General features: G+C 43.1%; 14 protein-coding genes. 5 read left to right on the top strand and 9 right to left on the bottom strand.

Annotated features, from left to right (window positions below):
* The first annotated feature begins 36 nt into the window (after positions 1 to 36).
* The 5 genes from INE92_RS05380 (at position 37) to INE92_RS05360 (ending at position 10,199) form a co-directional block, all read left to right on the top strand.
* Positions 37 to 2,505 (top strand): glycoside hydrolase family 95 protein, encoded by a 2,469-nt coding sequence (locus tag INE92_RS05380; RefSeq protein ID WP_015531194.1) that lies wholly within the window; start codon positions 37 to 39, stop codon positions 2,503 to 2,505.
* 13 nt (positions 2,506 to 2,518) lie between these two features.
* Positions 2,519 to 3,721 (top strand): glycoside hydrolase family 88/105 protein, encoded by a 1,203-nt coding sequence (locus INE92_RS05375; protein ID WP_008771002.1) that lies wholly within the window; start codon positions 2,519 to 2,521, stop codon positions 3,719 to 3,721.
* Positions 3,722 to 3,741: 20 nt separating this feature from the next.
* Positions 3,742 to 5,208 (top strand): glycoside hydrolase family 140 protein, encoded by a 1,467-nt coding sequence (locus INE92_RS05370; RefSeq protein WP_008775763.1) that lies wholly within the window; start codon positions 3,742 to 3,744, stop codon positions 5,206 to 5,208.
* A gap of 129 nt (positions 5,209 to 5,337) precedes the next feature.
* Positions 5,338 to 9,198, top strand: a complete 3,861-nt coding sequence (locus INE92_RS05365) for a family 78 glycoside hydrolase catalytic domain (RefSeq protein WP_195435699.1) — start codon at positions 5,338 to 5,340, stop codon at positions 9,196 to 9,198.
* 113 nt (positions 9,199 to 9,311) lie between these two features.
* The gene (locus INE92_RS05360) at positions 9,312 to 10,199 is read left to right on the top strand and encodes an SDR family NAD(P)-dependent oxidoreductase (protein WP_015531198.1); all 888 of its coding nucleotides are present in this window, start codon (positions 9,312 to 9,314) and stop codon (positions 10,197 to 10,199) included.
* A 79-nt stretch (positions 10,200 to 10,278) separates the two neighbouring features.
* On the opposite strand, the gene INE92_RS05355 is transcribed toward INE92_RS05360, so the two are convergent.
* The 9 genes from INE92_RS05355 to INE92_RS05315 all read right to left on the bottom strand — a co-directional run bounded on the left by INE92_RS05355 (position 10,279) and on the right by INE92_RS05315 (position 26,086).
* Positions 10,279 to 11,070: a patatin-like phospholipase family protein gene (locus INE92_RS05355; protein WP_004306221.1), complete on the bottom strand. Its 792-nt coding sequence runs from the start codon at positions 11,068 to 11,070 to the stop codon at positions 10,279 to 10,281.
* 201 nt (positions 11,071 to 11,271) lie between these two features.
* Complete coding sequence (locus tag INE92_RS05350) at positions 11,272 to 13,236, bottom strand: 6-O-methylesterase (protein ID WP_008640513.1); 1,965 nt, start codon at positions 13,234 to 13,236, stop codon at positions 11,272 to 11,274.
* Positions 13,237 to 13,319: 83 nt separating this feature from the next.
* Positions 13,320 to 14,687: a glycoside hydrolase family 28 protein gene (locus tag INE92_RS05345; RefSeq protein ID WP_008775768.1), complete on the bottom strand. Its 1,368-nt coding sequence runs from the start codon at positions 14,685 to 14,687 to the stop codon at positions 13,320 to 13,322.
* Positions 14,688 to 14,887: 200 nt separating this feature from the next.
* Positions 14,888 to 17,722, bottom strand: coding sequence for a glycoside hydrolase family 78 protein (locus INE92_RS05340; RefSeq protein WP_015531201.1), 2,835 nt, complete (start codon positions 17,720 to 17,722; stop codon positions 14,888 to 14,890).
* Between the two features lie 291 nt (positions 17,723 to 18,013).
* Complete coding sequence (locus INE92_RS05335) at positions 18,014 to 21,334, bottom strand: MGH1-like glycoside hydrolase domain-containing protein (RefSeq protein ID WP_134993054.1); 3,321 nt, start codon at positions 21,332 to 21,334, stop codon at positions 18,014 to 18,016.
* Positions 21,335 to 21,365: 31 nt separating this feature from the next.
* Positions 21,366 to 22,289, bottom strand: a complete 924-nt coding sequence (locus tag INE92_RS05330; protein WP_015531202.1) for a glycoside hydrolase family 43 protein — start codon at positions 22,287 to 22,289, stop codon at positions 21,366 to 21,368.
* A gap of 205 nt (positions 22,290 to 22,494) precedes the next feature.
* A complete protein-coding gene (locus INE92_RS05325; protein WP_004300481.1) occupies positions 22,495 to 23,163 on the bottom strand; it encodes a DUF3826 domain-containing protein in 669 nt (222 codons plus the stop codon).
* Between the two features lie 2 nt (positions 23,164 to 23,165).
* A complete protein-coding gene (locus tag INE92_RS05320) occupies positions 23,166 to 24,905 on the bottom strand; it encodes a thrombospondin type 3 repeat-containing protein (RefSeq protein ID WP_008770997.1) in 1,740 nt (579 codons plus the stop codon).
* Between the two features lie 326 nt (positions 24,906 to 25,231).
* Positions 25,232 to 26,086, bottom strand: coding sequence for a DUF6261 family protein (locus INE92_RS05315; RefSeq protein ID WP_004311799.1), 855 nt, complete (start codon positions 26,084 to 26,086; stop codon positions 25,232 to 25,234).
* Positions 26,087 to 26,253: the final 167 nt, after the last annotated feature.

The raw sequence follows: 26,253 nt of genomic DNA, 5'->3' as shown, positions 1-26,253 counted from the left end.
GTCCTTTTATAAAAGTATAAAAGCAATTGGAAGGAAATGAATAAAAAGAGATTAATCGGATATCTGTTCGTCACGATGTCTGTTGGTTGTATTCAGGCGCAGGAACAGAAGTCTTCTGTACCCGAATACAAGCTATGGTACGACTGTCCCGCACAGGTATGGACCGAGGCATTACCCCTTGGGAATGGTCGTTTGGGGGCCATGGTATATGGAACACCAGGCACAGAACAAATACAACTAAACGAAGAAAGCATTTGGGCGGGACGTCCCAATAATAACGCCAATCCGGATGCACTGGAATATATTCCGAAAGTGCGTGAGCTGGTCTTTGCCGGAAAATATCTTGAAGCACAGACACTGGCCACAGAGAAGGTGATGGCAAAGACTAATTCAGGAATGCCATACCAAAGTTTTGGTGACCTGCGAATCGCTTTTCCAGGTCATACACGTTATTCCAATTATTACAGGGAATTAAGTCTGGATTCCGCACGTGCAATCGTACGTTATGAAGTAGACGGAGTGCAGTATCAACGCGAAACGATTACTTCATTTACCGATCAGGTAGTAATGGTACGACTGACCGCCAATCGTCCCGGACAAATTACTTTCAATGCACAACTCACTTCCCCTCACCAGGATGTTATGATCGCTTCTGAAGAGGGAAACTGTGTGACACTCTCGGGAGTCTCTTCCTTGCATGAAGGATTGAAAGGAAAAGTAGAATTTCAAGGCAGATTGACTGCTAAAAATAAAGGTGGGAAAATAGCTTGTGCCGATGGAATACTTTCTGTTGAGAAAGCCGACGAAGCGGTTATCTATGTATCCATTGCAACTAATTTCAACAACTATCAAGACATCACCGGTAATCAGACAGAGCGGGCAAAGAATTATTTGGCGAAAGCAATGGTTCATCCGTTCATTGAATCGAAGAAGAATCATGTTGATTTTTACCGACAATATCTGACACGCGTTTCTCTTGATTTGGGACGAGACCAATATGCGAATGTAACCACCGATAAGCGTGTGGAGAATTTCAAAAACACCAATGACACACATCTGGTTGCCACCTATTTTCAATTCGGACGTTATTTGTTGATCTGTTCTTCCCAACCGGGAGGACAACCCGCCAATTTACAAGGAATTTGGAATGACAAATTATTCCCTTCCTGGGATAGCAAATATACTTGTAACATCAATTTGGAAATGAATTACTGGCCTTCGGAAGTAACGAATCTAAGTGAACTGAATGAACCGTTATTCCGTCTGATAAAAGAAGTGAGTGACACAGGTAAAGAGACGGCTAAGATTATGTATGGAGCCAACGGATGGGTGTTGCATCATAACACGGATATATGGCGTATTACAGGAGCAGTTGACAAAGCTCCTTCGGGTATGTGGCCCAGTGGTGGCGCATGGCTTTGCCGACATCTTTGGGAGCGTTATCTATACACCGGAGATGTGGAATTCCTGCGTTCTGTCTATCCGATACTGAAAGAGTCCGGACGTTTCTTTGATGAAATTATGGTGAAAGAACCCGTACACAACTGGCTGGTAGTCTGCCCCAGTAATTCACCGGAGAATGTACATTCGGGAAGTAACGGGAAAGCTACTACAGCTGCCGGATGCACCATGGACAACCAATTGATTTTCGATCTTTGGACAGCAATTATATCTGCTTCTCAAATACTGGATACAGATCAGGAGTTTGCCTCTCATCTGACACAACGTCTCAAAGAAATGGCTCCCATGCAGGTGGGACATTGGGGGCAATTACAAGAGTGGATGTTCGACTGGGATGATCCGAAGGACGTACACCGTCACATTTCTCATTTGTACGGACTCTTCCCCAGCAATCAGATTTCCCCTTACCGTACTCCTGAACTATTTGATGCAGCACGTACTTCTCTGATTCATCGTGGCGACCCGTCGACCGGGTGGAGCATGGGATGGAAAGTTTGCCTTTGGGCACGCCTGCTTGATGGCGACCACGCCTACAAGCTGATAACTGACCAGCTGACTCTCGTACGCAATGAAAAGAAAAAAGGAGGCACCTACCCTAACCTGTTCGATGCGCACCCACCATTTCAGATTGATGGAAACTTTGGTTGTGCCGCGGGTATTGCAGAGATGTTGATGCAAAGTTACGATGGTTTTATATATTTGCTTCCTGCGCTGCCTACCGTTTGGACAGAAGGTTCTATCAAAGGAATTATTGCCCGTGGAGGTTTCGAACTTGATTTGAGTTGGAAAAACGGGAGAGTCAGCCGGCTGGTTGTCAAATCTCATAAGGGAGGAAATTGTCGTCTACGTTCGCTCAATCCATTAACCGGGAATGGCTTGAAGCGTGCCAAAGGTGAAAATCCGAACCCTCTTTATGCAGTCCCCACCATTCCGGAGCCATTGATTAACGAAAAGGCCAACTTGAACAAAGTGGAAATTGCAGAGACATACCTCTATGACCTACCTACCAAAGCAGGAAAAGAATATGTATTGATTGGAAAATAATAACTCGACCGATATGAACAAAAACTTATTGAAACTGATTGTCGCCTGTGGAACTGCTTGTTTCCTAGCTTGCGCAGCACCTCAAAAAACAGAAACGGAAAAATGGAGTGAACGCATGGCACGCTCCGAAATGAAACGTTTCCCCGAACCCTGGATGATTGAAAAAGCTAAAAAACCACGCTGGGGATATACCCACGGATTAGTAGTGAAATCCATGTTGGAAGAATGGAAACATACCGGGGACAGCGTATATTATGAGTATGCCAAGATATATGCAGATAGTCTGATCGATGCTGACGGACATATCAAAACCATGAAATATCTTTCATTCAATATTGATAATGTCAACGGTGGAAAGATTCTTTTCGATCTTTACGCACAGACTGGAGACGAACGCTACAAAATAGCCATGGATACTTTGCGTAAGCAAATGGCAGAGCAACCCCGTACCAGTGAGGGAGGATTCTGGCATAAATTGAGATATCCTCATCAAATGTGGCTGGACGGAATTTTTATGGCTTCTCCTTATCTGGTTCAATATGGTGCTACTTTTAATGAGCCCGCTTTATTTGACGAAGCAACAAAACAGATTCTTTTGATAAATAGCAAGACTTATGATCCTGCAACAGGGCTTTTTTATCACGGATGGGATGAAAGTCGCGAACAGAAATGGTCAAATCCTGAAACAGGTTGCTCTCCTAATTTTTGGAGTCGCAGTATCGGATGGTATGGAGCTGCTATTGTAGATGTACTGGACTTCCTGCCACAGGAAACAGCCGGACGCGACAGCATTATACAAATTCTGCAGGGATTGGCAAAAGCGATTGTGAAATACCAAGATCCTTCATCCGGAACCTGGTATCAGGTAACCGATCAGGGAGCACGTGAAGGTAATTATTTGGAATCATCTGCCACTGCCCTGTTTATCTATACGCTTGCCAAAGCTATCAATAAAGGATATATTGGCAACGAATATATCGAACCGACACAAAAAGCCTTTGACGGAATGGTAAAGACATTTACCCGTTTGGAAGAGGATGGCAGCTATACAATTACCAATTGCTGTGCTGTTGCAGGATTGGGCGGAGATTCAAAAAGATATCGTGACGGCTCATTTGAGTATTATATCAGTGAACCGATTATAGAAAATGATCCGAAATCGGTAGGTTCATTCATCTTGGCTGCTATTGAGTATGAGAAAATGACTAAAAAATAAACTAAAAACGATAAAATACAATGAGAAAATTCAAGATTATTCCCCTTTTGTTGCTGCTATTGACAATGGCAACTTCGGCTGCAGCACAGAAGAAAACACAAAAGACGTATATCCCCTGGGACAACGGCAAACTCATAGTTTCCGAAGAGGGACGTTACCTGAAACACGAAAACGGTGCTCCTTTCTTTTGGTTAGGAGAAACCGGTTGGCTATTGCCCGAACGCTTGAACCGGGATGAAGCCGAATATTACCTGGAACAATGCAAACGTCGCGGATACAACGTGATTCAGGTTCAAACGTTGAACAATGTTCCGTCTATGAATATCTACGGACAATATTCGATGATTGACGGATACAACTTCAAAAACATCAATCAAAAAGGCGTATACGGTTATTGGGATCACATGGATTACATCATCCGTACAGCAGCAAAGAAGGGACAATATATCGGCATGGTCTGCATTTGGGGAAGCCCGGTGAACCGGGGCGAGATGACTGTAGAACAGGCAAAAGCATACGGCAAGTTTTTGGCAGAGCGTTATAAGGACGAACCGAATATTATCTGGTTTATTGGTGGAGATATCCGTGGCGACGTGAAAACTGCTGAATGGGAAGCTTTGGCAACCTCTATCAAAGCTATCGACAAAAATCACCTGATGACATTCCATCCACGTGGAAGAACAACTTCCGCAACTTGGTTCAATAATGCTCCTTGGTTGGATTTCAACATGTTTCAAAGCGGACATCGTCGCTATGGACAACGTTTCGGAGATGGTGACTACCCTATCGAAGAAAATACGGAAGAGGATAACTGGCGTTTTGTAGAACGCAGCCTGGCCATGAAACCCATGAAGCCTGTGATTGACGGTGAACCGATCTATGAAGAAATACCTCATGGTCTGCACGATGAAAACGAACTGTTGTGGAAGGATTATGACGTACGTCGTTATGCTTATTGGTCTGTATTTGCAGGTTCTTTCGGACATACTTACGGTCATAATTCCATCATGCAATTTATCAAACCGGGTGTAGGTGGTGCTTATGGTGCAAAGAAGCCTTGGTATGATGCTTTGAATGATCCGGGCTACAATCAGATGAAGTATCTGAAAAACCTGATGTTGACTTTCCCGTTCTTTGAACGCATACCCGATCAGTCTATCATCACAGGACAGAATGGAGAACGTTATGACCGCGCTATCGCTACACGTGGAAATGATTATCTGATGGTATACAACTATACCGGACGTCCGATGGAAGTTGATTTCAGCAAGATTAGCGGCGCAAAAAAGAATGCCTGGTGGTACACCACGAAAGATGGTAAACTGGAATACATCGGAGAATTTGATAACGGAGTGCACAAATTCCAGCACGACAGTGGTTATTGCAGTGGAAACGATCATATTCTGATTGTAGTGGATAGTAGTAAGAACTATGTGGAGAAGGCCTGGACAGAATTACCAAATGCACAACAAAAATGGGCTAAATAATTTTGTATTATTAGGCACAGATTACACGGATTTTACGGTTTTCAGAATGACAGATAGGTAAAACAACAGCGTTAATCCGTGCAATCCGTGCCTAATTTTATTATATAAACGAATTATGAAAACATACTTATGAATAAAAGAATAGTATCATTTTTCTTTCTTCTGCTCTTTGCAGGTTCACTATACGCAGCCATAGGTATCACTGACCTGCGAACGGAGCAGTTGAAAAATCCGGCAGGTATCGATGTGCGCCAACCCCGATTGAGCTGGCGCATCGAATCGGATGAACAGAATGTGATACAAACTGCGTATCACATTCTTGTCGCATCTTCCCCGGAGCTATTGGAACAAGGAAAAGGAGATATTTGGGATTCAGGAAAGATTGAATCTGACGCTTCCCAATGGATCACTTATCAGGGAAAAACATTAAAATGTAATGCTCCCTACTATTGGAAAGTGAAAATAGACACCAACAAAGGTGCAACGAATTGGAGTGTTCCGGCTTTCTGGATCACCGGACTATTTAATGAAGCGGACTGGCAAGGACAATGGATCGGCTTGGACAGGGCCGCTCCCGGAGACAGCGAAACACGATGGAGCCGTTTGGCAGCCCGTTATCTCCGTAAAGAGTTTGCAGTAAAGAAAAGTGTGAAACGTGCCACAGTACATATCGCCGGAATGGGATTGTACGAGTTGTTTATCAACGGACAACGCATCGGCAATCAAGTACTGGCACCTGCTCCTACCGACTACCGGAAAACAATTCTGTACAACACATACGATGTTACTTCACTGCTTCAAACAGAAAATGCTATTGGAGTAACTCTCGGAAATGGTCGCTTCTATACGATGCGTCAGAACTATAAACCGTATAAGATACCGACTTTCGGTTATCCTAAACTCCGGTTGAATCTGATTGTGGAATATGCAGACGGCAGCAAAGAAACGATTGCTACAAACACTTCATGGAAATTGACTACTGAAGGTCCTATCCGTAGCAATAATGAATATGATGGCGAAGAATATGATGCCCGTAAAGAGCTAGGAGCCTGGACTCAAACCGGATATGATGACAAAAACTGGATGCCGGCCCAACGTGTCAGTATTCCTTCAGGAACATTGCGCGCACAAATGATGCCGGGCATGAAAGTTACAGAAACCCTGAAGCCCGTTTCTATTAAAAAGCTTGGTAACAAATATATCCTGGATATCGGTCAGAATATGGCGGGCTGGGTACGTTTCCGGATAAAAGGACAGGCTGGCGATAGCATCCGTCTCCGTTTTGCAGAAAGTCTGCAAGACAATGGCGAACTTTATACAAGAAACTTCAGGGATGCCCGTTCTACAGATGTATATGTTGTCAGCGGACGCGAAACAAAAGATGCTACCTGGGCACCTCGTTTTATTTATCATGGATTCCGTTATGTAGAAGTCAGCGGTTATCCGAATGCGAAGGCAGAAGATTTCGTTGCCGAAGTAGTAGAAGATGAAATGGAGCATATCGGTACTTTCAACTGTTCTGACGAAACTCTGAATAAGATTATCCGTAATGCATTTTGGGGAATCCGGAGCAACTATAAAGGGATGCCGGTTGACTGTCCGCAACGGAATGAACGCCAACCATGGTTGGGTGACCGTACCATGGGCTGTTGGGGAGAAAGCATGCTTTTCGATAATTACGCCATGTATACCAAATGGACGCGTGACATCCGTGAAGCACAACGGGAAGACGGCTGTATTCCTGATGTAGCCCCAGCATACTGGAACTACTACTCGGACAATGTGACTTGGCCTGCCGCTTTACCAATGGCCTGCGACATGCTTTTCACAAACTTTGGAGATAAACGTCCGATCGAAGAGAATTATCCGGCTATCAAGAAGTGGGTATCTCATATCCGTGAATACTACATGACAGAGGATCTTATCATCACCAAAGATAAATATGGTGACTGGTGCGTTCCACCCGAATCACTGGAGTTAATTCATAGCAAGGACCCTTCCCGCAAGACTGACGGAGCTCTGATCGCAACCGCTTATTATCTGAAAGTATTACAACTGATGCACCGCTTTGCAAGCCTGCAAGGGCTGAAAGCTGACGCAGAAGAATGGGAAGATTTGGAACATCGCATGAAAGACGCATTCAATGCCCGTTTTCTTCACGTAAAGGAAGGTACCTCTCCCGTACCGGGACATACCTTATATCCGGATAGTATTTTCTATGGTAACAACACAGTTACTGCCAATATCTTGCCACTTGCTTTTGGTCTAGTGCCAAAGAACTATATCAATGAAGTAGCTAAAAATGCCGTAACTTCCATTATTACAACCAACAAGGGACATATAAGTACCGGAGTGATCGGCGTACAATGGTTATTGCGTGAATTGAGCCGTCGCGGCCATGCCAATGTAGCTTATCTACTGGCTACCAATAAAACATATCCTTCCTGGGGATATATGGTTGAAAAAGGTGCTACCACTATTTGGGAGTTATGGAACGGTGATACGGCAAATCCTGAAATGAATAGCGGTAATCACGTGATGCTTTTAGGTGATTTATTACCGTGGTGCTTCAATAACTTGGCAGGTATCCGTGCGGACCGCTGGAAGTCCGGTTACAAGCATATCGTCTTCCAGCCGGCTTTTGAAATTCAGGAGTTGAGTAACGTGGATGCATCGTACATAAGTATCTACGGAAAAATAACCAGCCGATGGACAAAGACTCCCACACATTTGGAATGGGATATCGAACTTCCCGCCAATACGACGGGGGAAGTACATCTTCCGGATGGACGGAAAGAAAAAATCGGATCAGGAAAATATCATTTCAGTGTAGACATTCCCACCCGGAATACGGCTATTCTGACTGATGAATTTCTGTACGAAAACGCTTCTTTCCCCGAATGTCACGGAGCTACGATAGTAGAGCTGAAAAATGGTGATCTCGTAGCCTCTTTCTTCGGAGGAACCAAAGAGCGCAATCCGGATTGTTGCATCTGGGTATGTCGTAAACCTAAAGGCTCTAAAGAATGGACCGCCCCCAAACTTGCTGCCGACGGTGTGTTTTCACTCAAAGACTCACAAGCAGTATTAGCTGGAATCGATTCAACCTGTACCCCGGTGAAAGATGCAAAAGGAACACTTATTGCCCGCAGAAAAGCTTGCTGGAACCCAGTTCTTTTCCAGATTCCCGGAGGTGACCTGATTCTGTTTTATAAAATAGGTTTGAAAGTGAGCGACTGGACAGGATGGCTTGTCCGTTCACGCGACGGAGGAAAAACCTGGAGCAAACGCGAAGCGCTTCCGAAAGGTTTTCTTGGACCTATTAAGAATAAACCGGAATATATCAATGGGCGTATCATCTGCCCTTCCAGTACGGAAGGAAGTAACGGATGGCGTGTCCATTTCGAGATTTCCGATGATAAAGGCAAGACCTGGAAGATGGTCGGACCACTGGATGCCGAGTTATCTGTCCCCACCCAAAATCGTAAAAAGGGAGGTGTGAATGTGGATGACCAGGAAGGCGGAGAAGCGATCGAAGGAGAAGGAGCCAAACCTGTTTATGCAATACAACCCAGTATTTTGAAGCATAAGGATGGAAGATTACAGATACTCTGTCGTACACGTAACGCACAGGTAGCAACTGCGTGGAGCAGTGATAATGGTGACACATGGAGTAAAGTTACGTTGCTGGATGTCCCGAATAATAATTCCGGTACGGATGCCGTGACAATGAAAGACGGTAGACATATCCTTATCTACAATAATTTCTCTACATTGCCCGGAACTCCGAAAGGTCCGCGTACTCCGCTCTGTGTGGCCGTTTCAGAAGATGGTATCAATTGGCAGCCTGTTCTTACATTAGAAGATAGTCCGATCAGCCAATACTCTTACCCTAGCATTATTCAGGGGAAAGACGGGAAGCTGCATGCCATTTATACATGGCGCCGTCAACGAATTAAATATGCAGAGATAGATCCGACGAAGTTTTAAATATTGAACGATCATCTGAATGAAATCGACCGCTCCTTTGCCCGCAAAAGAGCGGTCGATTCTTGTATTTATCCATTTTATACTTTACATTTGCCAATAAATAAAAAATAACGATGGCAGATAATTACATAGAAAGACAACAGGAACAATACGAAGCCCGAAAAGCTGCTTGGAAACAAGCACAAAAATATGGTAAGAAGAAACTAACAGCAGTACGTCCGGCTGAATCGAAGTCTCACACTTCAACGGTTTCAAAACCGGAGGATTCAAAAAGAAGAGTATTTATAACAGGCGGAGCGGAAGGAATAGGCAAAGCAATAGTAGAAGCTTTTTGCCTAGCTGGAAATCAAGTTGCCTTTTGTGATATAAACGAAACATCGGGACAGGAGACTGCGAAGGCAACCGGGGCTATGTTCCATAAGGTCGACGTAAGTGATAAAAACGCACTTGAAAGTTGTATGCAAACCATTCTTGCCGAATGGAACGATATTGATATTATTGTCAACAACGTCGGTATCAGCAAATTTTCTTCTATCACAGAAACAAGTGTAGAGGATTTCGACAAAATTCTTTCTATTAACCTGCGTCCTGTATTCATCACTTCCCGGCTGCTTGCCATCCATCGTAAAAAGCAGCCCTCTCCCAACCCATACGGCCGAATTATAAATATCTGCTCTACACGTTATCTGATGAGTGAACCGGGAAGTGAAGGGTATGCAGCATCGAAAGGTGGTATCTATTCTTTGACTCATGCATTGGCTTTGTCTTTATCCGAATGGAATATCACCGTAAATTCCATTGCTCCGGGATGGATACAGACTCATGATTATGATCAACTCCAACCGGAAGACCATTCACAGCATCCTTCACGCCGGGTAGGCAAACCGGAAGATATTGCCCGCATGTGTCTGTTTCTCTGCGAGGAAAACAATGATTTCATCAATGGAGAAAACATCACTATTGACGGGGGAATGACGAAAAAGATGATTTATATTGAATAAAAATCTATCACTTTAATGAATACTATCGTATTTGTTAAGGTCTTTTGGGCACGATAACAAATACGATAGTATCCACTATTTATTGCATTAATATTCTTCGAGCAACTTCCACTCCAGTTTTCACTATCGAAGCAGCATGATGGAACTCCAACATATCATACGTATCGCCGGAAATTTGAATTAAGATATCCGGCTGACAACGTTCTATCTGATAACGGGTGATTTGCTGCATCATCATCCTGGAAGATTCTGTCAACAGATTATAAGGAGATACTTTCTTTTTCTTTCCGGTATCAATGGGTGCATTCACATCGACAGCTATCAGAATGTCTCCTTCAGTGCGTTGCACATGACTCAATGGAAGAGGATTCAGAATACCTCCATCAATCAATACCATACCGTCTTTTCTTAATGGGCGGAAAAGCATAGGGATAGAAATAGACGCACGGATAGCTTCATGTAAGCTCCCTCTGTCAAACCTGACTTCCTGATCGCGGACAATATCCGTAGCCATCGCTACATAAGGGACAGGCAGGTCTTCAATATTCATGTCCGGAATAATTTGTTTCAGTTCTTTAATAAAACGGTCACCTTTCACTAATCCATCCCGGCTTAAGGTAAGATCCGCCAATTCCCACATCTTGCGTTTGTCCCAACTATACAGCCATTCTTTACATTCTTCCATTTTTCCTGAAGCATACATTGCTCCCACCATTGCTCCCATGGAACTTCCTGCAATGGAAGTAATCTCAAAGTTGTGACGAAGTAATTCTTCAATTACTCCTATATGTGCTATTCCACGTGCTCCACCCATGGAAAGGACTAATGCTACTTTTTGCTTATCCATATCATATACATTTCTGTTAGCCATCTACAAAATAACACATTTTCTGCGAAAAAGATGTTTAGTAATCGTGAAGAAATAAATTATAGCAGTGTTTTAGGGGAACTAAAGCATAGCTTTAGATATGATAAAGCTATACTTTGTCAGTTGCAAAGCATAGCTCTATTATATTCTTCTATTATCCCGGAGATTTTCCGGTTATGTAGGAGGTTAAGGGTTTACCCTCATTTATTTCTTTCCTTGAGCCTTCTTTTCTGCGTTTCGCTTATTCACGTAATCTTTGAACATCTGCCGCCAGTTGCGACCATGCTCATTGAAATACTGTTCGCATTTGGTTTTATAAATTTCGAAGATAGCAGAAATCTGCTTCATATTCTTGTAGTCAATAGCCTGTTCGCGAGCCAGTTTCAACTGTTCCAGAACAAAAGTCGTTTCCTCCTCCGTCATATTGGGCACGATGGCCTGATAACCTTTCAAGGTAAAAGCAACTTTACCTACCGTGTATTTATCCAGGATTTGTTCAATCTGTTCTTCCGTCAATACTCTGTGTAAATCTTTCATTAGCCTTTCATGCACTTCTTTCGGCATAGCAGAATCTGCAATCATTTCACGGTCGAGCTTGGAAAGCGGTTTGCCTGTCAGAGGATTGATACCCTCGGGGATTGTTGTATAAGGGTGCTCATTGTGCCAGTCACGCACTTTACGAAGATGATTATAAATGGCAGTTACTGCAAAACCTGCTTTTTTATCATCGTTCAACTCTAAAGAAGCTACCCAGTCGATGGCTTTCTTTTCGAGAGAAGCATCTGATTTTAAATTAGCAAAAGCCTTCTTGTCAAAATAAGCAGCTACCTTGTCAAAAGAACGGATGGCGCCTTCAGGAAGCAAAGCTCCTTTTTCACCAAAACTATACATAGCGGATTCCGGTTCAATGGTGACCTTGCTTTCATCCAACATCTTTTTATCCAATTTGAATACTTCTGCGAAGAAGTCATAAACAGCATTCCGCTTATTCGGGCCAAAGTCATGTTTCTCTTTGGGAAGATGTACATTCGTTACTTTATCTTTTGCCTGGTAGAATCCGTAAATTCGTTGCAGATAAGGAAATTCAAGAGTAGGAACACTGGCCGTCCAGTCGCCGCCATCCGATACGATCAGTTGTGGACGAGGAGCAAAAGTAGCGGCTAATTCCGCATTACAGGTTCCTCCTGCAGATAGTTGAATAGGCATTCCGCTTTCGCAGGGACAACCACCGTCGAAGTGAGAAGCCAGGCTCACCACCGGAGCTGAAGCGGTGAAACGATCATCTAATACGCTCAACAATACAGTATGGGTACCTCCACCCGAACCGCCATTCGTACCGATACGGCTGGTATCAATGTCCTTACGGGAAGCAAGCATGTAGTCAAGAATCAGTAAGCCGTTCATTGCCTGAATAGTGTGCGCCGCACTACTACGGTGTGCCGCACTGCCCACTTGCAAAGCCGACTCTCCCCATCCGAACAAATCATAGTCTACACAAACAGCTCCCATACGTGCTAAAGTTCCCATACGTTGTTGTTGGTCTTCCCGATAACGTCCGCCACCAAAATGTCCGTTAGGGCAGATTATCAACGCATGTTTTCCTTTCGATTGGGGCGTATAGATAGAACCGCAAACGTATAACCCGGGAAGTGTTTCAAGCGCGAAATTCTGCACGGTATAGCCATCAAACTTACGTATCTTTGAAAGAATAGGTTTGGATTTGACACATTGAGCCAACAAAGGATCGATACCTAAACGCTGACGTACCTCTTTTTTCAGAGAATCGGCACGAAGTTGAAAGGACTGTTGGTCTGTATAGAGTGTATTCAGATAAGCCAGCATCTTCTCTCCGTCTGCATCTGTACGACGTGGATACTCGTATGCTTTCAGCTTATACATATTTCCTTTCTGCTTAACAAATTTATAATCGAAAGGTGCCAATACATTCGTCAAGGATTCTTCCACGGAATAAGGACGAATACGGAAATCGGCATAAGGCAGCACTTTTCCCACCGTATCAATGTCATATTTCAAACGGACTCCGAAACGGTTCTGTATATCCGTCAGTACTTCATTCAAGGGACGGGCAAATTCTGTCTCGTATGTTTGCGTCTGGGCTTCGGCCGAAAGAGATGCGGCAAGAAGCATAGTAAAAAGGATTCGTTTCATTTATTTTTAATTTATGTAAGTTGTTTTTTCACCACAGATTACACAGATTTTCACAGATTTATTATTCTTATAATTTAGTCGAATTAAAAATCTGTGTTAATCTGTAGTATCTGTTGTGTGCTTTTAATTACTTCACCATTGACGATTACGTCATCCATCGTGATACGTTCACAATTTTCGAAGATACATTTCTGTTTCCCTCCCTGAATATGAATATCACGCAAAACAATGTCAGATATCGGCGCTTCTTCCAAGCCCACTATTTTGATCGGAGTCTTTACGTTTGTCACAGTCATTCCGCTGATATGTACGTTACGGAATATCGGAGTGCGTTCACTCTTAGGTTCGGCAGGCATTTTACTGTATTTCAAATTCAATACGACAGCTTCCTGTTTAATGTTGCTCATTACGACGTTGCTGACACGAATATCTTCAACGACTCCTCCCCTTCCACGGGTTGACTTAATACGAATTCCACGATCTGTTCCGTCAAACACGCAATTGGAAATAGTAACTTTACGCACACTCCCACTCATCTCGCTGCCGATAACAACACCTCCATGACCGGAAAGCATGGTACAGTTGGTGATAGTGATATTCTCGCAAGGTACTCCCAAACGACGGGCCTGCGCATCTCTTCCCGACTTGATTGTGATGCAATCGTCTCCTACTGATATATGGCAGTCGCTGATATGTACGTTGCGGCAGGATTCCGGATTCACTCCGTCCGTATTTGGTGAGGGCGCATTATCTATGGTGATCCCCTTTATGGTTACATTGTCGCAAAACTCCGGATTGACCGTCCAGAAGGGAGAATTTATGATTTTCACTCCTTCAATCTTTACTTTCTTACAACGAACGGGCTGAATGAACGGAGGACGGAAAAAGCGACGTTGCAATGTATTTACATAATCCTTGTTCGTTTCAGCATAAATTGCTGTCGTATCATTTGCTGCATCCCACATTGGCTGATATTTATTCACATCACGCATGCCATTGTCTTTCAAATCAATCATGACACGAAAGAACTCCATCCACCATTTCTTTCCTTGTCCGTCCAAAGTTCCTTCTCCTTTGATCGTAATATTCTCGGCATCTACCGCATAAATCAAAGGCTGGAAACTTTTCATCATCACTCCTTCATGACGAACCTCGACAAAAGGAAGATAGTCATCAAAGTTATCGGAAAAGAGCAAGGTAGCTCCGGCTTCCAACTCCAGTGTAATATTACTTTTCAGATGGATACTCCCCGTCAGGTAAGTTCCGGCAGGAAAGAAAAGAGTACCTCCGCCACCACGGTTCAGACGGTCAATCGTTGAATTGATTAGCTTTGTATTAAGAGTCTTGCCATTTGCTTTTGCACCGGCCTTCAGCATATCTACACGCTCGGCACGAAGAACTGTGGTTGCACAGAAGCAAAGAAAGACAAAAAGAGTTGTTCGTAAATTCATAATCGATATTATTAAAGTATATTTCATCGTTTCCTTCTAAAAAATCATGCTAATAGAATCTTTTTTTCTTCCCAATGTTTGAAGACAATCATTGAGATGTTTTTTTCAAACATGCTACATGATTAAAATAAAGATGCTGCATGATTTTTTATACGAATACATTGTTTTTTAATTCTACAAATATATACAAAAAGGTTCTTTTATTTTGCACAAACCAATTGATATGTTCCGCTCTGTATTTCTTTCGGTTCTTTTCCGCCCGGGAGATAAACAACAGCGGTAGTATTCACCGGAACAGACACGTTTAAAGTGAAAGTCCCATTCTCACAAGTCCAGTCCACATTAATGGTACCGTATAAAGTTTCATACGACGCTTTGACATATTTCAAATCTCCCACAGGTTGGGGAGCGATGATGAACTTCTGATAACCTTGTTTTGGAGTGGTAGAAGGACGAATACCGACCAGTGAATTAAAGAACCATTCATCAATCTGTCCCATCATAAAGTGATTCCAGGAAGAACCTTGACGGGGGTCCCATTGCTCGGTCAAAGTTGTAGCGCCGAATTTTAACTGGAAACCATATCCGGGAGCTTCTTCATGATTGAACATTTTATAAATAAGTTCATGTTCTCCATTACGCGCCAATGTCTGAATCAGATAACGGTTTCCCACATCACCGGTAGTCAAACGGTTGCCATGTGCTTCCACATCTTTTATCAGATTCGCGAATACTTTCTCATTCAAATCTGCATCCGGTCGGTAGTTATCTTGTTCATCTGCATCCTGCGTCATTTGGAGGAACAACGGAAGCGCATTACTGCATTGGCTTCCTGTACCATATTGTGCCGTATCTTTATGAAGAAAACATTTATTAAATGCAACCATTATCTCCTGTGCCAACGAAGTGTAATAACGAATGTCAAAGTCATTACCCACCATTTTCGCGGCTTGTACCAAATACATGACTGTCATGTAATAATGCGCAGTAGCCACCAAAGGAACGGGTGTATTCCGTGAGAATCCCGCACGAAAATCTCCGTAATCATACCAGTCTCCCAATCCGAAAGAAAGAATACCTGTATCTGCACGAGTCTTGAGATAATCCACGTAACGACGCATATTCGGATAATATTTCTTAATCAATGAATCGTCTCCATAAGTCTCATAGTACATAAAAGGGAAAATAACCAAAGACCCACCCCACTCCGGAGATTCGGCAAAAGCATCCATACCCGGACCTTCAAAAATCACGTATTCCGGAGCAGTTGTCGGCATGGCTCCGTTGGAATGTTGTGCATCTGCCATATTCTGCATAATCTGCGGAGCGTATGCTGTCAAATCATAGTTATACAACAAACCCGGACCATTCAGATGTACCTGTTCCAGCCACCCAAGTTTCTCACGATGCGGACAATCCGTAAACACAGACTGCATATTGCTGCGAACCGCTTTCTCGATCAATCGATGGGCAGCATTAAATATCCGGTTGGATGATTCGAAAGTGGAAACTTTCTTGGCTGAATTATATACGAAACAGGATTGAATATTCTTTAATACAGGCAATTTCTGCGGATTCTTCTGTCCTTTTAAGACAGCACCCTCTACCTGAATATATCTAAAACCGTAATAAGAGAAACGAGGGTGCCAGATTTCATCGCCTTCCCCTTTCAGAATGTATTCGTAATAGTGTTGACGCCCTGTCTGACGCTGATTGCAAGCACCTTCCTCTGTCAATGCTTCGGCTACAATCAAAGTTACTTTCTGACCACGTTTGCCACGTACTTTTATTTCCGGAAAGCCAGCCAAATTCTGTCCCATATCCAACACAAAAGCAGAAGGATCGACTGTTCTCTTAGTTGATACAGAAGCTGATGCAACTTGGTCCGCATTTAGTTTGGTTACCTTTTGAATATCATACCGTTCCATGATTTTCACTGGAGCCGCCATCTGTGGACGAAGTATTCCTTTAGGAGCTTCCTGTATGACTACCGGACGCCAATGACTGTCATCAAAGCCAATCTGATTCCATCCTTTCTGTTCACGACGCGCATCATAATCTTCTCCTCCATATATGCAATTGAAGGTTACCGGACTAAAATCATATTTCCAATTATTATCGGAATGAACCGTCGTACATGTTCCATCTTCGTAGTTAATAACCAGCTCAAATAAAAGTGTGGGAGGACCAAAGCTGATCTGTAATTTGCGATAACGCCCCCCCTGCACATTATAGAATCCATTCCCCAATAAGATTCCTACGACATTTTCACCACGCCGCAATTGTTCCGTCACATCGTATGTGTTATAGTAAACAGTTTTATCATAATCACTCCACAATGGGGCAAACTCACTGTTACCCATCTTTTTGCCATTCAAAGAAAACTCATAGAATCCCAGACCACAAACGTATGCCGTTGCCTCCACTATTTTCTTGCCCGGTTTACGGTTTGCACCCCCTTCTTTCGCATCTCCTACCTGGAATGTTCTTCTCAAACAAATACTTTTCTTTGCCAAAGTGTCCACTGCTTCCCAAGCAGCTTTCACTTCCGGTTTCTTCAGCTCTCCACCGTGGAACTTACGCCCTTCCGGTAAATGAGCATTTTGTCGGGTAATAGCTCCAATCCACTGCCCCGAAGATAACCTTTCGGGTACTGCCCGGAATTTCGCTTCATTGCTCCACTCGGAAGGTGTATCTGTTTCATCCCAAACACGAACGCGCCAACTATAATTAAATGAGTTATCAGGACGTATATCTGCCCCCTTTGTAGAAACTAACTGGCTCTGCGAAGAATAAACCTTCCCACTATTCCAAACGGAACGCCCTGTAAAAGCTTCCCGAATATCAATCTCATAGGCAGATTGTCGTGTCCCATTTTCCGGCGATTCCATCACCCAGCCCAAACGGGGTGAACCTTCGACCACTACCAGTCCCTCCTGCATCTCACAGGTAAGACGACTGATGGTTATATTCTTCGCCTGTACAAAACAAGACAAACAAATTAGCAATGAAAGAAGAATCTTTTTGAATTTCATTTTTCAAGTATCTTTTATTTGTTCGATAAATGAGAATTTATCGGTTAAATGGGAATTTTGCAGTTAGGCTGAAAGCCTTACAATTATATATTTATTGGGGTGCCCTGAAAGGGCTTAATTATATAGCGTAGGGCAACGCCCTACGAAAAAAACACACCAGCCACAAGCCCTGAAAGGGCGGAACCATATACAATTATGCCCTTTCAGGGCGCAAATTCAGATTGTCGCTTTTACGTAGGGCGTTGCCCTACGCTATATAATTAAACCCTTTCAGGGCACTCCGCAAAATTATCATTTAAGTGCATTTTCACAAACGATTTTTGTCAATGTATTCGCCTGCCCTACTTCCTTACCATCTACAAAAATGCGCAATCCTTTTCCGCAATGATAGCGATCACCATTCTTATCCCAAAGAATCGTCAGATTATGACCATGATATAATACATTATCCAGGCAGAACCAATCCCACTTGTCGGCAGGAATTAAGGGGTTCACTTCAATCGTATTATCCAAACGTGGACGAAGTCCGATCAATCCTGTAATTATCAGGTCGTTGAAAGTGGAATGGTTATAATAACGGCTACGTTCCTGATCTCCTTTCAGCCAATAACCGGTCACCTCATCCAAATATTCACCAATATAGGGACGACCACGATGATACTGTGATTCCACATACAATTCCATCTGACGGAAATATACACTGTCAGACAATACAGTCTGCGGATAATTATTCATAAAGTTAGCCATTGCTGTCAATGTCTGTGCGGAAGCAAACGGCCAGATAGCACCGTCCCATTCACATTTGCCTACTCCACGTGTACGGAACTCCGGATGACGACGTTCTGCAGTTGTCAATCCATAAGGAGCAGAGAAGCCTTTTTCATCCATAATTTCTTTCCAGGCAATTTCATACTTTTGGGTGGTATCCGGCAGGTTGAAATACCAAGGAATATATCCGATTGCTTCACGCACATTCGCGGAAGAGTCCGTACGCATCGTCTCAAAAAACTGATGACGTGTATTCCACAATTCATTTTCTACCAGATTTTTCAAAGTATCTGCTCTCATGCCATATTTCATAGCCATCCCCTCATCACCGGAAAGAATTCCTATACATGAAAGTGCTTTAGCATTGCCATACATATAACTATTGATTGTCGGCCGGGCATATTTCTTCCTCCGTCCGCCACTGATTGATTCTTCCATACCATCCTGTACGTCACCCTGCCAATACAATCCGTTCTTCAAACGGTTCGTACGTTCCCAACGCTGGTATTCGGTTTCCAGATCTTTCTTCATATCCAGCAGATAGTCCTTATCACCATCTACCATGTAACGAGCCAAAACAGCATCTGCGTTCCATGAGCTGAACTTATCCATTTTCTTCATCGGACCGCCATCATTGCCACGATACCATGTATGAATAATCTGATCCAAATATTTCGGATCACGCAACCAACGGCTTTCATAAATGTGATGTCCAATAGCACAAGCAATCAAATTATATTTATCAGAATAAGAACGCTGAACGAGAAACTCGGTCATGCCATAGCCAACAGGAGTCTCCTTGATATGCTTACGCAATGACCACCAACGATAATAATACATTTCTTCAAAGTTATGTTGCGGACACTCGAACAAAGGAATATTTTCCTCCATCCATTCCGAAGCCTTTTCATTGGGAATTGCCTGAACAATATTTTCGTCTTCCATACCGTTGAAATAGTCTGCATAATGACTGAAGTCAGCATACTTTAAAAAAGCAGAAGACGCATCTTTATCTGCAGAAGATGTTTTCACATTGGCAATGCCATATTCAGCCAATAGATCTTGCGCACCTGCATTCGGCAGATCATAAGTCTGGTCGGCAGGAGTATCTACAGTCGGGAATGTACGAGGTACGCCAGTACGGAATACGATTCGCTCCACAGCAGCCACGGGCGCATAGAACATACGCAGCCCTACTCTCTTGCCATCTACATATACTTGAATATTACGATCAACAGTAGAAAGGACTGCTTCTACATGATAAACCTTTCCTGCTTCATATTTCATCATATTTGCAAACCGGGAGCCGCCTTTCAATCGGAAAATGCCATCATCAGTAAGTTCCATACGAGAACAGGCTATTCCATTCTCATCCAGAAATTCAATCTGGAGTGTGCCTTTATTATTCTGGCCGGCTTTCAAATCAAATGATACTTTCAATTCTTTAGAAGCCGGAATTTTACGTTCCACTTTGGCATAATCAAACGGATCTTTATCCTGCAACTTCAACCATTGATCCTCCAAAGAAACAGGGGCCCAAACCGGGGAATAAATATTCCAGTCAGTCAGTTCCGCAATTGATTTATTTTTAGAGAAATCATCATCCGCATGTGCTGAAGCATTTATTTCCACCGGGACAGGAATACGGGAAATCCACATATCTTCCTTGTTCACACTGTAAGAAACCCACAAATCACCATCGGCAGGTACTCCATTACCTTCCTGAATACCACGCGGATATTGAGGACCGTATGATTTATAATTTCCTCCATAACGCATGGGAGTGATTTCACCATGCACCAGATTCAATGTTGTATATTCCAATCCATCTTTACTCAAAGATATAGCCAGCGGCCAACGAAATTCCGACGGATTATATACAGTAGCGTATGTACCATCACTTAAACGCTGTCCCCAAATTTTCGCGTTGCTATTGACGAAACCTTTTGCACGAAGCACAGGCTCTGCCCAAGTATGTCCGCCATCCTCACTGATAGAGGTAAGCGCATGTTTCCAAAGACTGGCAATACGTCCATCCGGCAATGTATAACAATTGAATGCTTTGTATCCTTTCTTCAGCGGGAGAATAGGATCTTCACGGTCGGCTTCTTCCACCCACTGCATCATATACAGCGGATTGTCAAGAATTTCCTGGCAAGCCTTCACAAACTCACGATCCTTGCTTTTCTTAAAATACGGATAATCAGTATTCTTTTCATTAAATCCATGATTATAATAAATGAAATAGATCGGTCCGTAAGAACCGTCTTTCTTTATTTCACGAACCACCCGGCCAATACCGTTTCCATCATTGGGATCATCTTTTTTATCCAAAGCAACTCCATAATTTCCCATTGTAATCAGCTTGCCGGATTTAGAAACATAGAATCCGACACGCTGGTGCATAATGGCAATCAGATCTTTGGCCTGCACACCCGGACGAGACTCTTTGGTGTATCCATCGGGAACTTGATAAGGAGGAAACACAATTTCCGGATTTGTCCAGCGATATCCATCCTTCGATGTCATCAGAAAAGTCTGTGAAGGCGGTACGTGTTCGTCAGAAGGATCTGCCAGGTATTGATAGAAAAACTGTCCATTCCAATAAGCCAGCATCGGCTGATGATTATACGTCCATCCATTGCCGTTCGAAGCATCGGGATGTTCACGATTGGCACGTACCAACTGAATGTTATGTACTCCGACTACCGGAGACAGTTGTCCGTCGTGACAAGCAGGGTTCGATAATTCTTTTCCTGTATAATGAATTCTATCTTGTGCAAAGGCTGTAGTAGTCAACCAACCGGCAGCCAGTACAAAAAGAATTTTAGCAGAGTTGTTCATGATTTATTCTGATTTAAAATTGTTTCCGGATTTATTTCTTTTCTTCCAGCAATGCTTTTACGACTGATTCCGGAGCCGTAAATATGGTTCCATGCTTATGCCCCACAGGGATGCTTACCTCTTCTGTTACATCTGTAAAGTTCCGGAAATCCTTCGTACGCATAGCGCCATATATTTTTTTCTTATATACATCAAAATAGATTAGATAATCGTCTCCCACTTTCTCTACAGACGGTCCTTCTACAAAGGATTCAGTGAAAGGCTGGGATGCGGGCGAATAAGGACCGGTCATAGAATCGGAAAAAGCGATTTTCAGATTACGTTCCGGTCGGGTGTTATCCTTGAGCACCATTACATAGTCATTCTTTGCCCGTTTCACGATAACGGCATCAATGGTGCTGAATCCCGGATCGTACAAAAGTTTTGCTTTCGAAACGGTTTTAAAATCTTTTGTAGTGATATAGTATAAACGATGATTATTATTCTCTTCTTCTATCCCCTTTTCGAAACGTCCGGGGACACAGGAAGCCCATACGACCATGAACTGATCGTTCTCGTCGTCATAGAAAATTTCCGGAGCCCATACATTAATGGTAGTCGGTTCGTTTACCATTACAGGAATCATCTGTTGTTCCGACCAATGGATCAAATCTTTAGAATGTGCGTAGCCAAATCCTAAATCACCTTTCCAACTTGTAGTCCAGACCAAATGGTAGGTTCCATCCGGAGTACGTACCATCGAGGGATCCCGCATGAGCTGGTGCTGTCCCAGTTCCGGCTTTAGCCAAACTCCCGGAATACTGTCCCAGTGAATTCCGTCCTCACTATATAAGTATCTTAACCCCTCATCAGCCGGTTCATGAAACGAAGTGAACATGTAGTAGTCTTTGTTCCCCCCACAAGAAGCCAGAAACAGAAGACTTATTGCGGCTAATGTATTTCTTAACTTTTTCATTTCTATATTCTATATTTGTATCTTTTATACAGAGGAGACGATGGAAAGCGCCGTTTGTACTCAAATATACTAGAAGAATCAATAGATTCAAAATTTATATACGATAAAAGGGCGACTCTCCGAGCCACCCTTTCCACCATCAAACAAACTAACCATTTACAATGGGAAAGAATTTCACTTCTTTTTATAGTATCTTATTTTTTAATTATATAGAACCTCCACGGGCTTTTATACGTTTATACCATTCCTCTCGTTCTTTCTTCAGGTCATATCCACGTTTAGCCAGATAGTTGTTGATACGTCCTTTGTATTTTCCGAAAGCAGCGTGTTTCTTATTCGAATTTTCTGCATCCAACGCAAATTCACGAGCCTCTATCAACCAAGCATAGATTTGAGCTTTTTCTTCTTCTTTCAAAGTAGGAATCATGTCCAGATGTGAGTCATAAGTCACTTTTACTACTCCATAAGTCATGCCATCCTTAACGGCTTCTATTTGCTTTTCATCAAGAAAGAGAGATAAATTGGCAGGAAAAGCGAAATGTGAACGATATAGCGCCGCATCTTTTTCATTTTCCGCAGCTTTCAAAGCTTCATTTTTAGCCTCACCAGTCAACCCGGATTCTTTTACTTTCTTGACTTTCGCATCCCGCACCTCATAAATATCATTTAATTCGAAGTAACGATTGGCTATGACATTGCGAACATCTTCGGCTATTTTCGCATCTGTAAGTCCGAGTTTATCAACGATCTTTTGTGATCGGCCGACAATAGACTTTACATATTCAGGATCACGATTCTCTTTATTTAAGTCGACTGCCTGCGCAGACATCCAACCGGAAATAAAAAGCAATGATAGTATCAGTATCTTTTTCATAATTACATTAATTTTCCTTTTTCAGCCAATGTATCGTAGTTGTTCTTCATATCTCTCCAATCTACTTTATGCTTTGTGCTGATACCGTTGATATATTTTTCAATATTCGTATATCCGTCACCAGTACAGTCTTTATTGGCATCACTCGGATCGTTCGGATTTAATCCGTTAGCAATTTCCCATTCGTCCGGCATACCATCTTTGTCTGTATCAACATAAGGAGTACCTTTGTATTCAGGATACCCCCCCATCTGGCGAACATCAGTAATAATACCCTGCTTATAAGAATCTTTCGGCAAACGACGATACTTGAACTGTCCGTCTTCCCCCATTGACTTAGGAGACAAACCTGTCAAGTCACCATAAGCGTCTTTAGGAAGTTTCTTTTCATAATAAGGAATACCTGTTCTTACTTCTTCAATCACACGTTCGTCAACAATATCACGACAAGGAATATTCGCACCTACATGTTTCAATACATAGTCATAAGCATCTTTAGCCCCCATGATATTGATATACGGCATCTCGAACGGCTGGTAGCTACGCATGTATTCAGTATATCCGTCAGTGTTCGGTTGAGTTTCAATCTGAATACCGCCATTCCAGTTGTCTTTAGTTATTTCAGGATAGCCTTCCATTATATTTCCGTCGGCATATACTCGCCCATATTCTTTATGATCCAGCTTACTACGTCCTGCTTCCGGTTTCAAGATACGATGTCCTACATTGGAATCCTTAGGAGTAGCAGGTCCCGGTTTGTAGTAGTTGTTAATCATATTGAACATCGCGGTATAATCACCACCATCAGAAGAACGGTGCACCCAATTGAATACTACATTATTAACGAAATTGAATATGCCATTCCAGCCGATAGAAGGATTACGTCCGGAGTTACTAGCCCAAAGGTTACGGGCAAATGCACAGTTCTCACCACCTAACGTACTACCAAACGCATGATTGTATGTATCTAACGCTTTTGCCGAGATAGTATTTTGAATAGTTACGTTTACAGTAGGAAGTTTCAAGTCTTTGCTTTCATATTGTCCTTCACTCGGGTCGTACATGTGGCGATAGAAAGAAATGTTTTCATCCAATCCCCACGTACAGGAGCAGTGGTCGATCATTATATTACCAACAGGGTTACCTCCGAAAGAGTCATCACGATGCCATACTTTCGTTTCTCCACGACGGAAACGCATGTGACGTACAACAACATCATGTGTATCTACCCAAAATGACTCGCCGGCAATACAAACACCGTCTCCCGGAGCTGTTTGCCCTGCAATGGTTACATAGGGAGCACGGACGATAATCGGAGATTCCAGACGGATGATACCGGCAACATTAAATACGATAATACGTGCACCACCAGTTTCACATGCTTCACGGAAAGAGCCCGGTCCACGATCATTCAGATTTGTGACAGTTATCACTTTACCTCCACGACCACCGAAACTGTACATACCACCACCTTCAGCACCTGGGAATGAAGGGATATCAGCCTGTGGCAAATCGTACGGACGACCAGCCCAAGGAATATATGGACGTCCTTCTCTAGCTTCTTTTTGTACTATCGGCAACGCTTTTGCCCATGCTTCATCAGAGCGTTTCCGCTCTTCAGTCATCATTTTTGTATAGTTTTCTTTGGCTTCGCCAGATATTTGTGGGTATTGCGCCCATGCAACGGTCGGAGTCAACATTGTTGCAGCAAAAACTGCTAAAAGTACCTGTTTCTTCTTCATTTTTATTTGGTTTTGTGAAGTTGTTAATTCAAAAATACAATAATAAGACGAAAGAAGAAAAGATTTGTAATCAGTGATGATGATCTTTTATCAAATGCGGGGGAGAGAAACGACTTTCCAGTCTCCAATGGTCCGTGTAGTACTATCGAGAATCACTTTGCTGAAAAGTGTCTTTTTCTGCCGGTCATTTCTCTATCGGAAGAAAAAACGACGAAGGAAGGAATGTGTCACACACGAAATCCGAATAACCGGAATAGCTTGGTGTAAAAGAAAAGAGGGAATCTTAAGATTCCCTCTTTTCACATTTTCTCTTCTATTAGCTGCCGTCAGAGAGCCGGATCGGGAGCTTCGCCACTGTCGCTGCCACCGGAAGGAGGAGTTACTCCACCGCCTTCATCAGGATCGGGAGCTTCACCTTCACCAGGCGTTATCGTTCCGTTGCCTCCGGAAGGCTTTGAGGGAGCCGTAATACCTTTACGACGATTATAAGCAGCTTTTGTTTCGGCTATGACTTGGTTGAGAGCAGTAAGAAACGCTGAAGCTTCCGTTATGGAGGGAGTCAGTATATTGACAGCGGTTATGTGCATCACCAAGTCATCGTAGAGTGAATCAAGCTGCGCACGCACAGTCTTTGAGTCCGCAACCGATTCTGCTGTACGAGTAACGGAACGGGCGTCTGTCAGTGCCGAATAGTTTTTATTGGCGGTTTCGAGTGCCGTTAATATGGCATCCAAATTGAGTGCCGTAACGGCGGTTTTCACGGCTTCCTTGCGGAAATCAAGCAGTAGTCCGCTGATGGCTGCCGTTTCCTCCATATTGCGCATGCGTGCCAGTCCGGTATAAGGGCGCACCGTGATTTCCAAGGTATTATATGCATCTCGTTGCGCTGCCAACGGTGAGTTTTTGGCCGCACGGACAGTAGCCAACAAATAACTGACATACGAATCGCGTTCGGCATCCAGTTTCAGTAAATCCTTTGTTTCGGCGTTGGCCGTGGAACGGTTCACCAGGTCTTCCATTTGTACCAACTTCGGCTTGATGCTGTTCACGATGTTTGTTACTGTCAGTTTGGAAATACTTCCTGCGGTGAGGAGTGTCAGCACACGATTCATGAAATTGGTGTACTCAGTGTTGTTCAGTTGTGACAGTGTGATACCGTCTGCTTTTTGATAACTTCCCATAATTTTTTCTTTCGGGATTCATACTTGTTCTATCTATCTCTGAAAAATTCGAAGTCCGGACAAGCCCGCGAAATGGTTGCTGTAAATTCGCGGACGTTTTGCATACCTGTGAAAGCATTTTTTAAAATTTGCAGGCGTTTTTCAAGCTTGCAAAAGCGATTTAAAAA

Origin of the sequence: Bacteroides xylanisolvens, assembly GCF_018289135.1 — a bacterium.
Classification (GTDB): Bacteria; Bacteroidota; Bacteroidia; order Bacteroidales; family Bacteroidaceae; genus Bacteroides; species Bacteroides xylanisolvens.
This window is presented reverse-complemented; position numbering and strand designations above follow the sequence as displayed.

Bases quoted from the DNA above. Each gene is read 5' to 3' on its own strand.
- INE92_RS05380 (WP_015531194.1), top strand. From the start codon at position 37: ATGAATAAAAAGAGATTAATCGGATATCTGTTCGTCACGATGTCTGTT.
- INE92_RS05375 (WP_008771002.1), top strand. From the start codon at position 2,519: ATGAACAAAAACTTATTGAAACTGATTGTCGCCTGTGGAACTGCTTGT.
- INE92_RS05370 (WP_008775763.1), top strand. From the start codon at position 3,742: ATGAGAAAATTCAAGATTATTCCCCTTTTGTTGCTGCTATTGACAATG.
- INE92_RS05365 (WP_195435699.1), top strand. From the start codon at position 5,338: ATGAATAAAAGAATAGTATCATTTTTCTTTCTTCTGCTCTTTGCAGGT.
- INE92_RS05360 (WP_015531198.1), top strand. From the start codon at position 9,312: ATGGCAGATAATTACATAGAAAGACAACAGGAACAATACGAAGCCCGA.
- INE92_RS05355 (WP_004306221.1), bottom strand. From the start codon at position 11,070: ATGGCTAACAGAAATGTATATGATATGGATAAGCAAAAAGTAGCATTA.
- INE92_RS05350 (WP_008640513.1), bottom strand. From the start codon at position 13,236: ATGAAACGAATCCTTTTTACTATGCTTCTTGCCGCATCTCTTTCGGCC.
- INE92_RS05345 (WP_008775768.1), bottom strand. From the start codon at position 14,687: ATGAATTTACGAACAACTCTTTTTGTCTTTCTTTGCTTCTGTGCAACC.
- INE92_RS05340 (WP_015531201.1), bottom strand. From the start codon at position 17,722: ATGAAATTCAAAAAGATTCTTCTTTCATTGCTAATTTGTTTGTCTTGT.
- INE92_RS05335 (WP_134993054.1), bottom strand. From the start codon at position 21,334: ATGAACAACTCTGCTAAAATTCTTTTTGTACTGGCTGCCGGTTGGTTG.
- INE92_RS05330 (WP_015531202.1), bottom strand. From the start codon at position 22,289: ATGAAAAAGTTAAGAAATACATTAGCCGCAATAAGTCTTCTGTTTCTG.
- INE92_RS05325 (WP_004300481.1), bottom strand. From the start codon at position 23,163: ATGAAAAAGATACTGATACTATCATTGCTTTTTATTTCCGGTTGGATG.
- INE92_RS05320 (WP_008770997.1), bottom strand. From the start codon at position 24,905: ATGAAGAAGAAACAGGTACTTTTAGCAGTTTTTGCTGCAACAATGTTG.
- INE92_RS05315 (WP_004311799.1), bottom strand. From the start codon at position 26,086: ATGGGAAGTTATCAAAAAGCAGACGGTATCACACTGTCACAACTGAAC.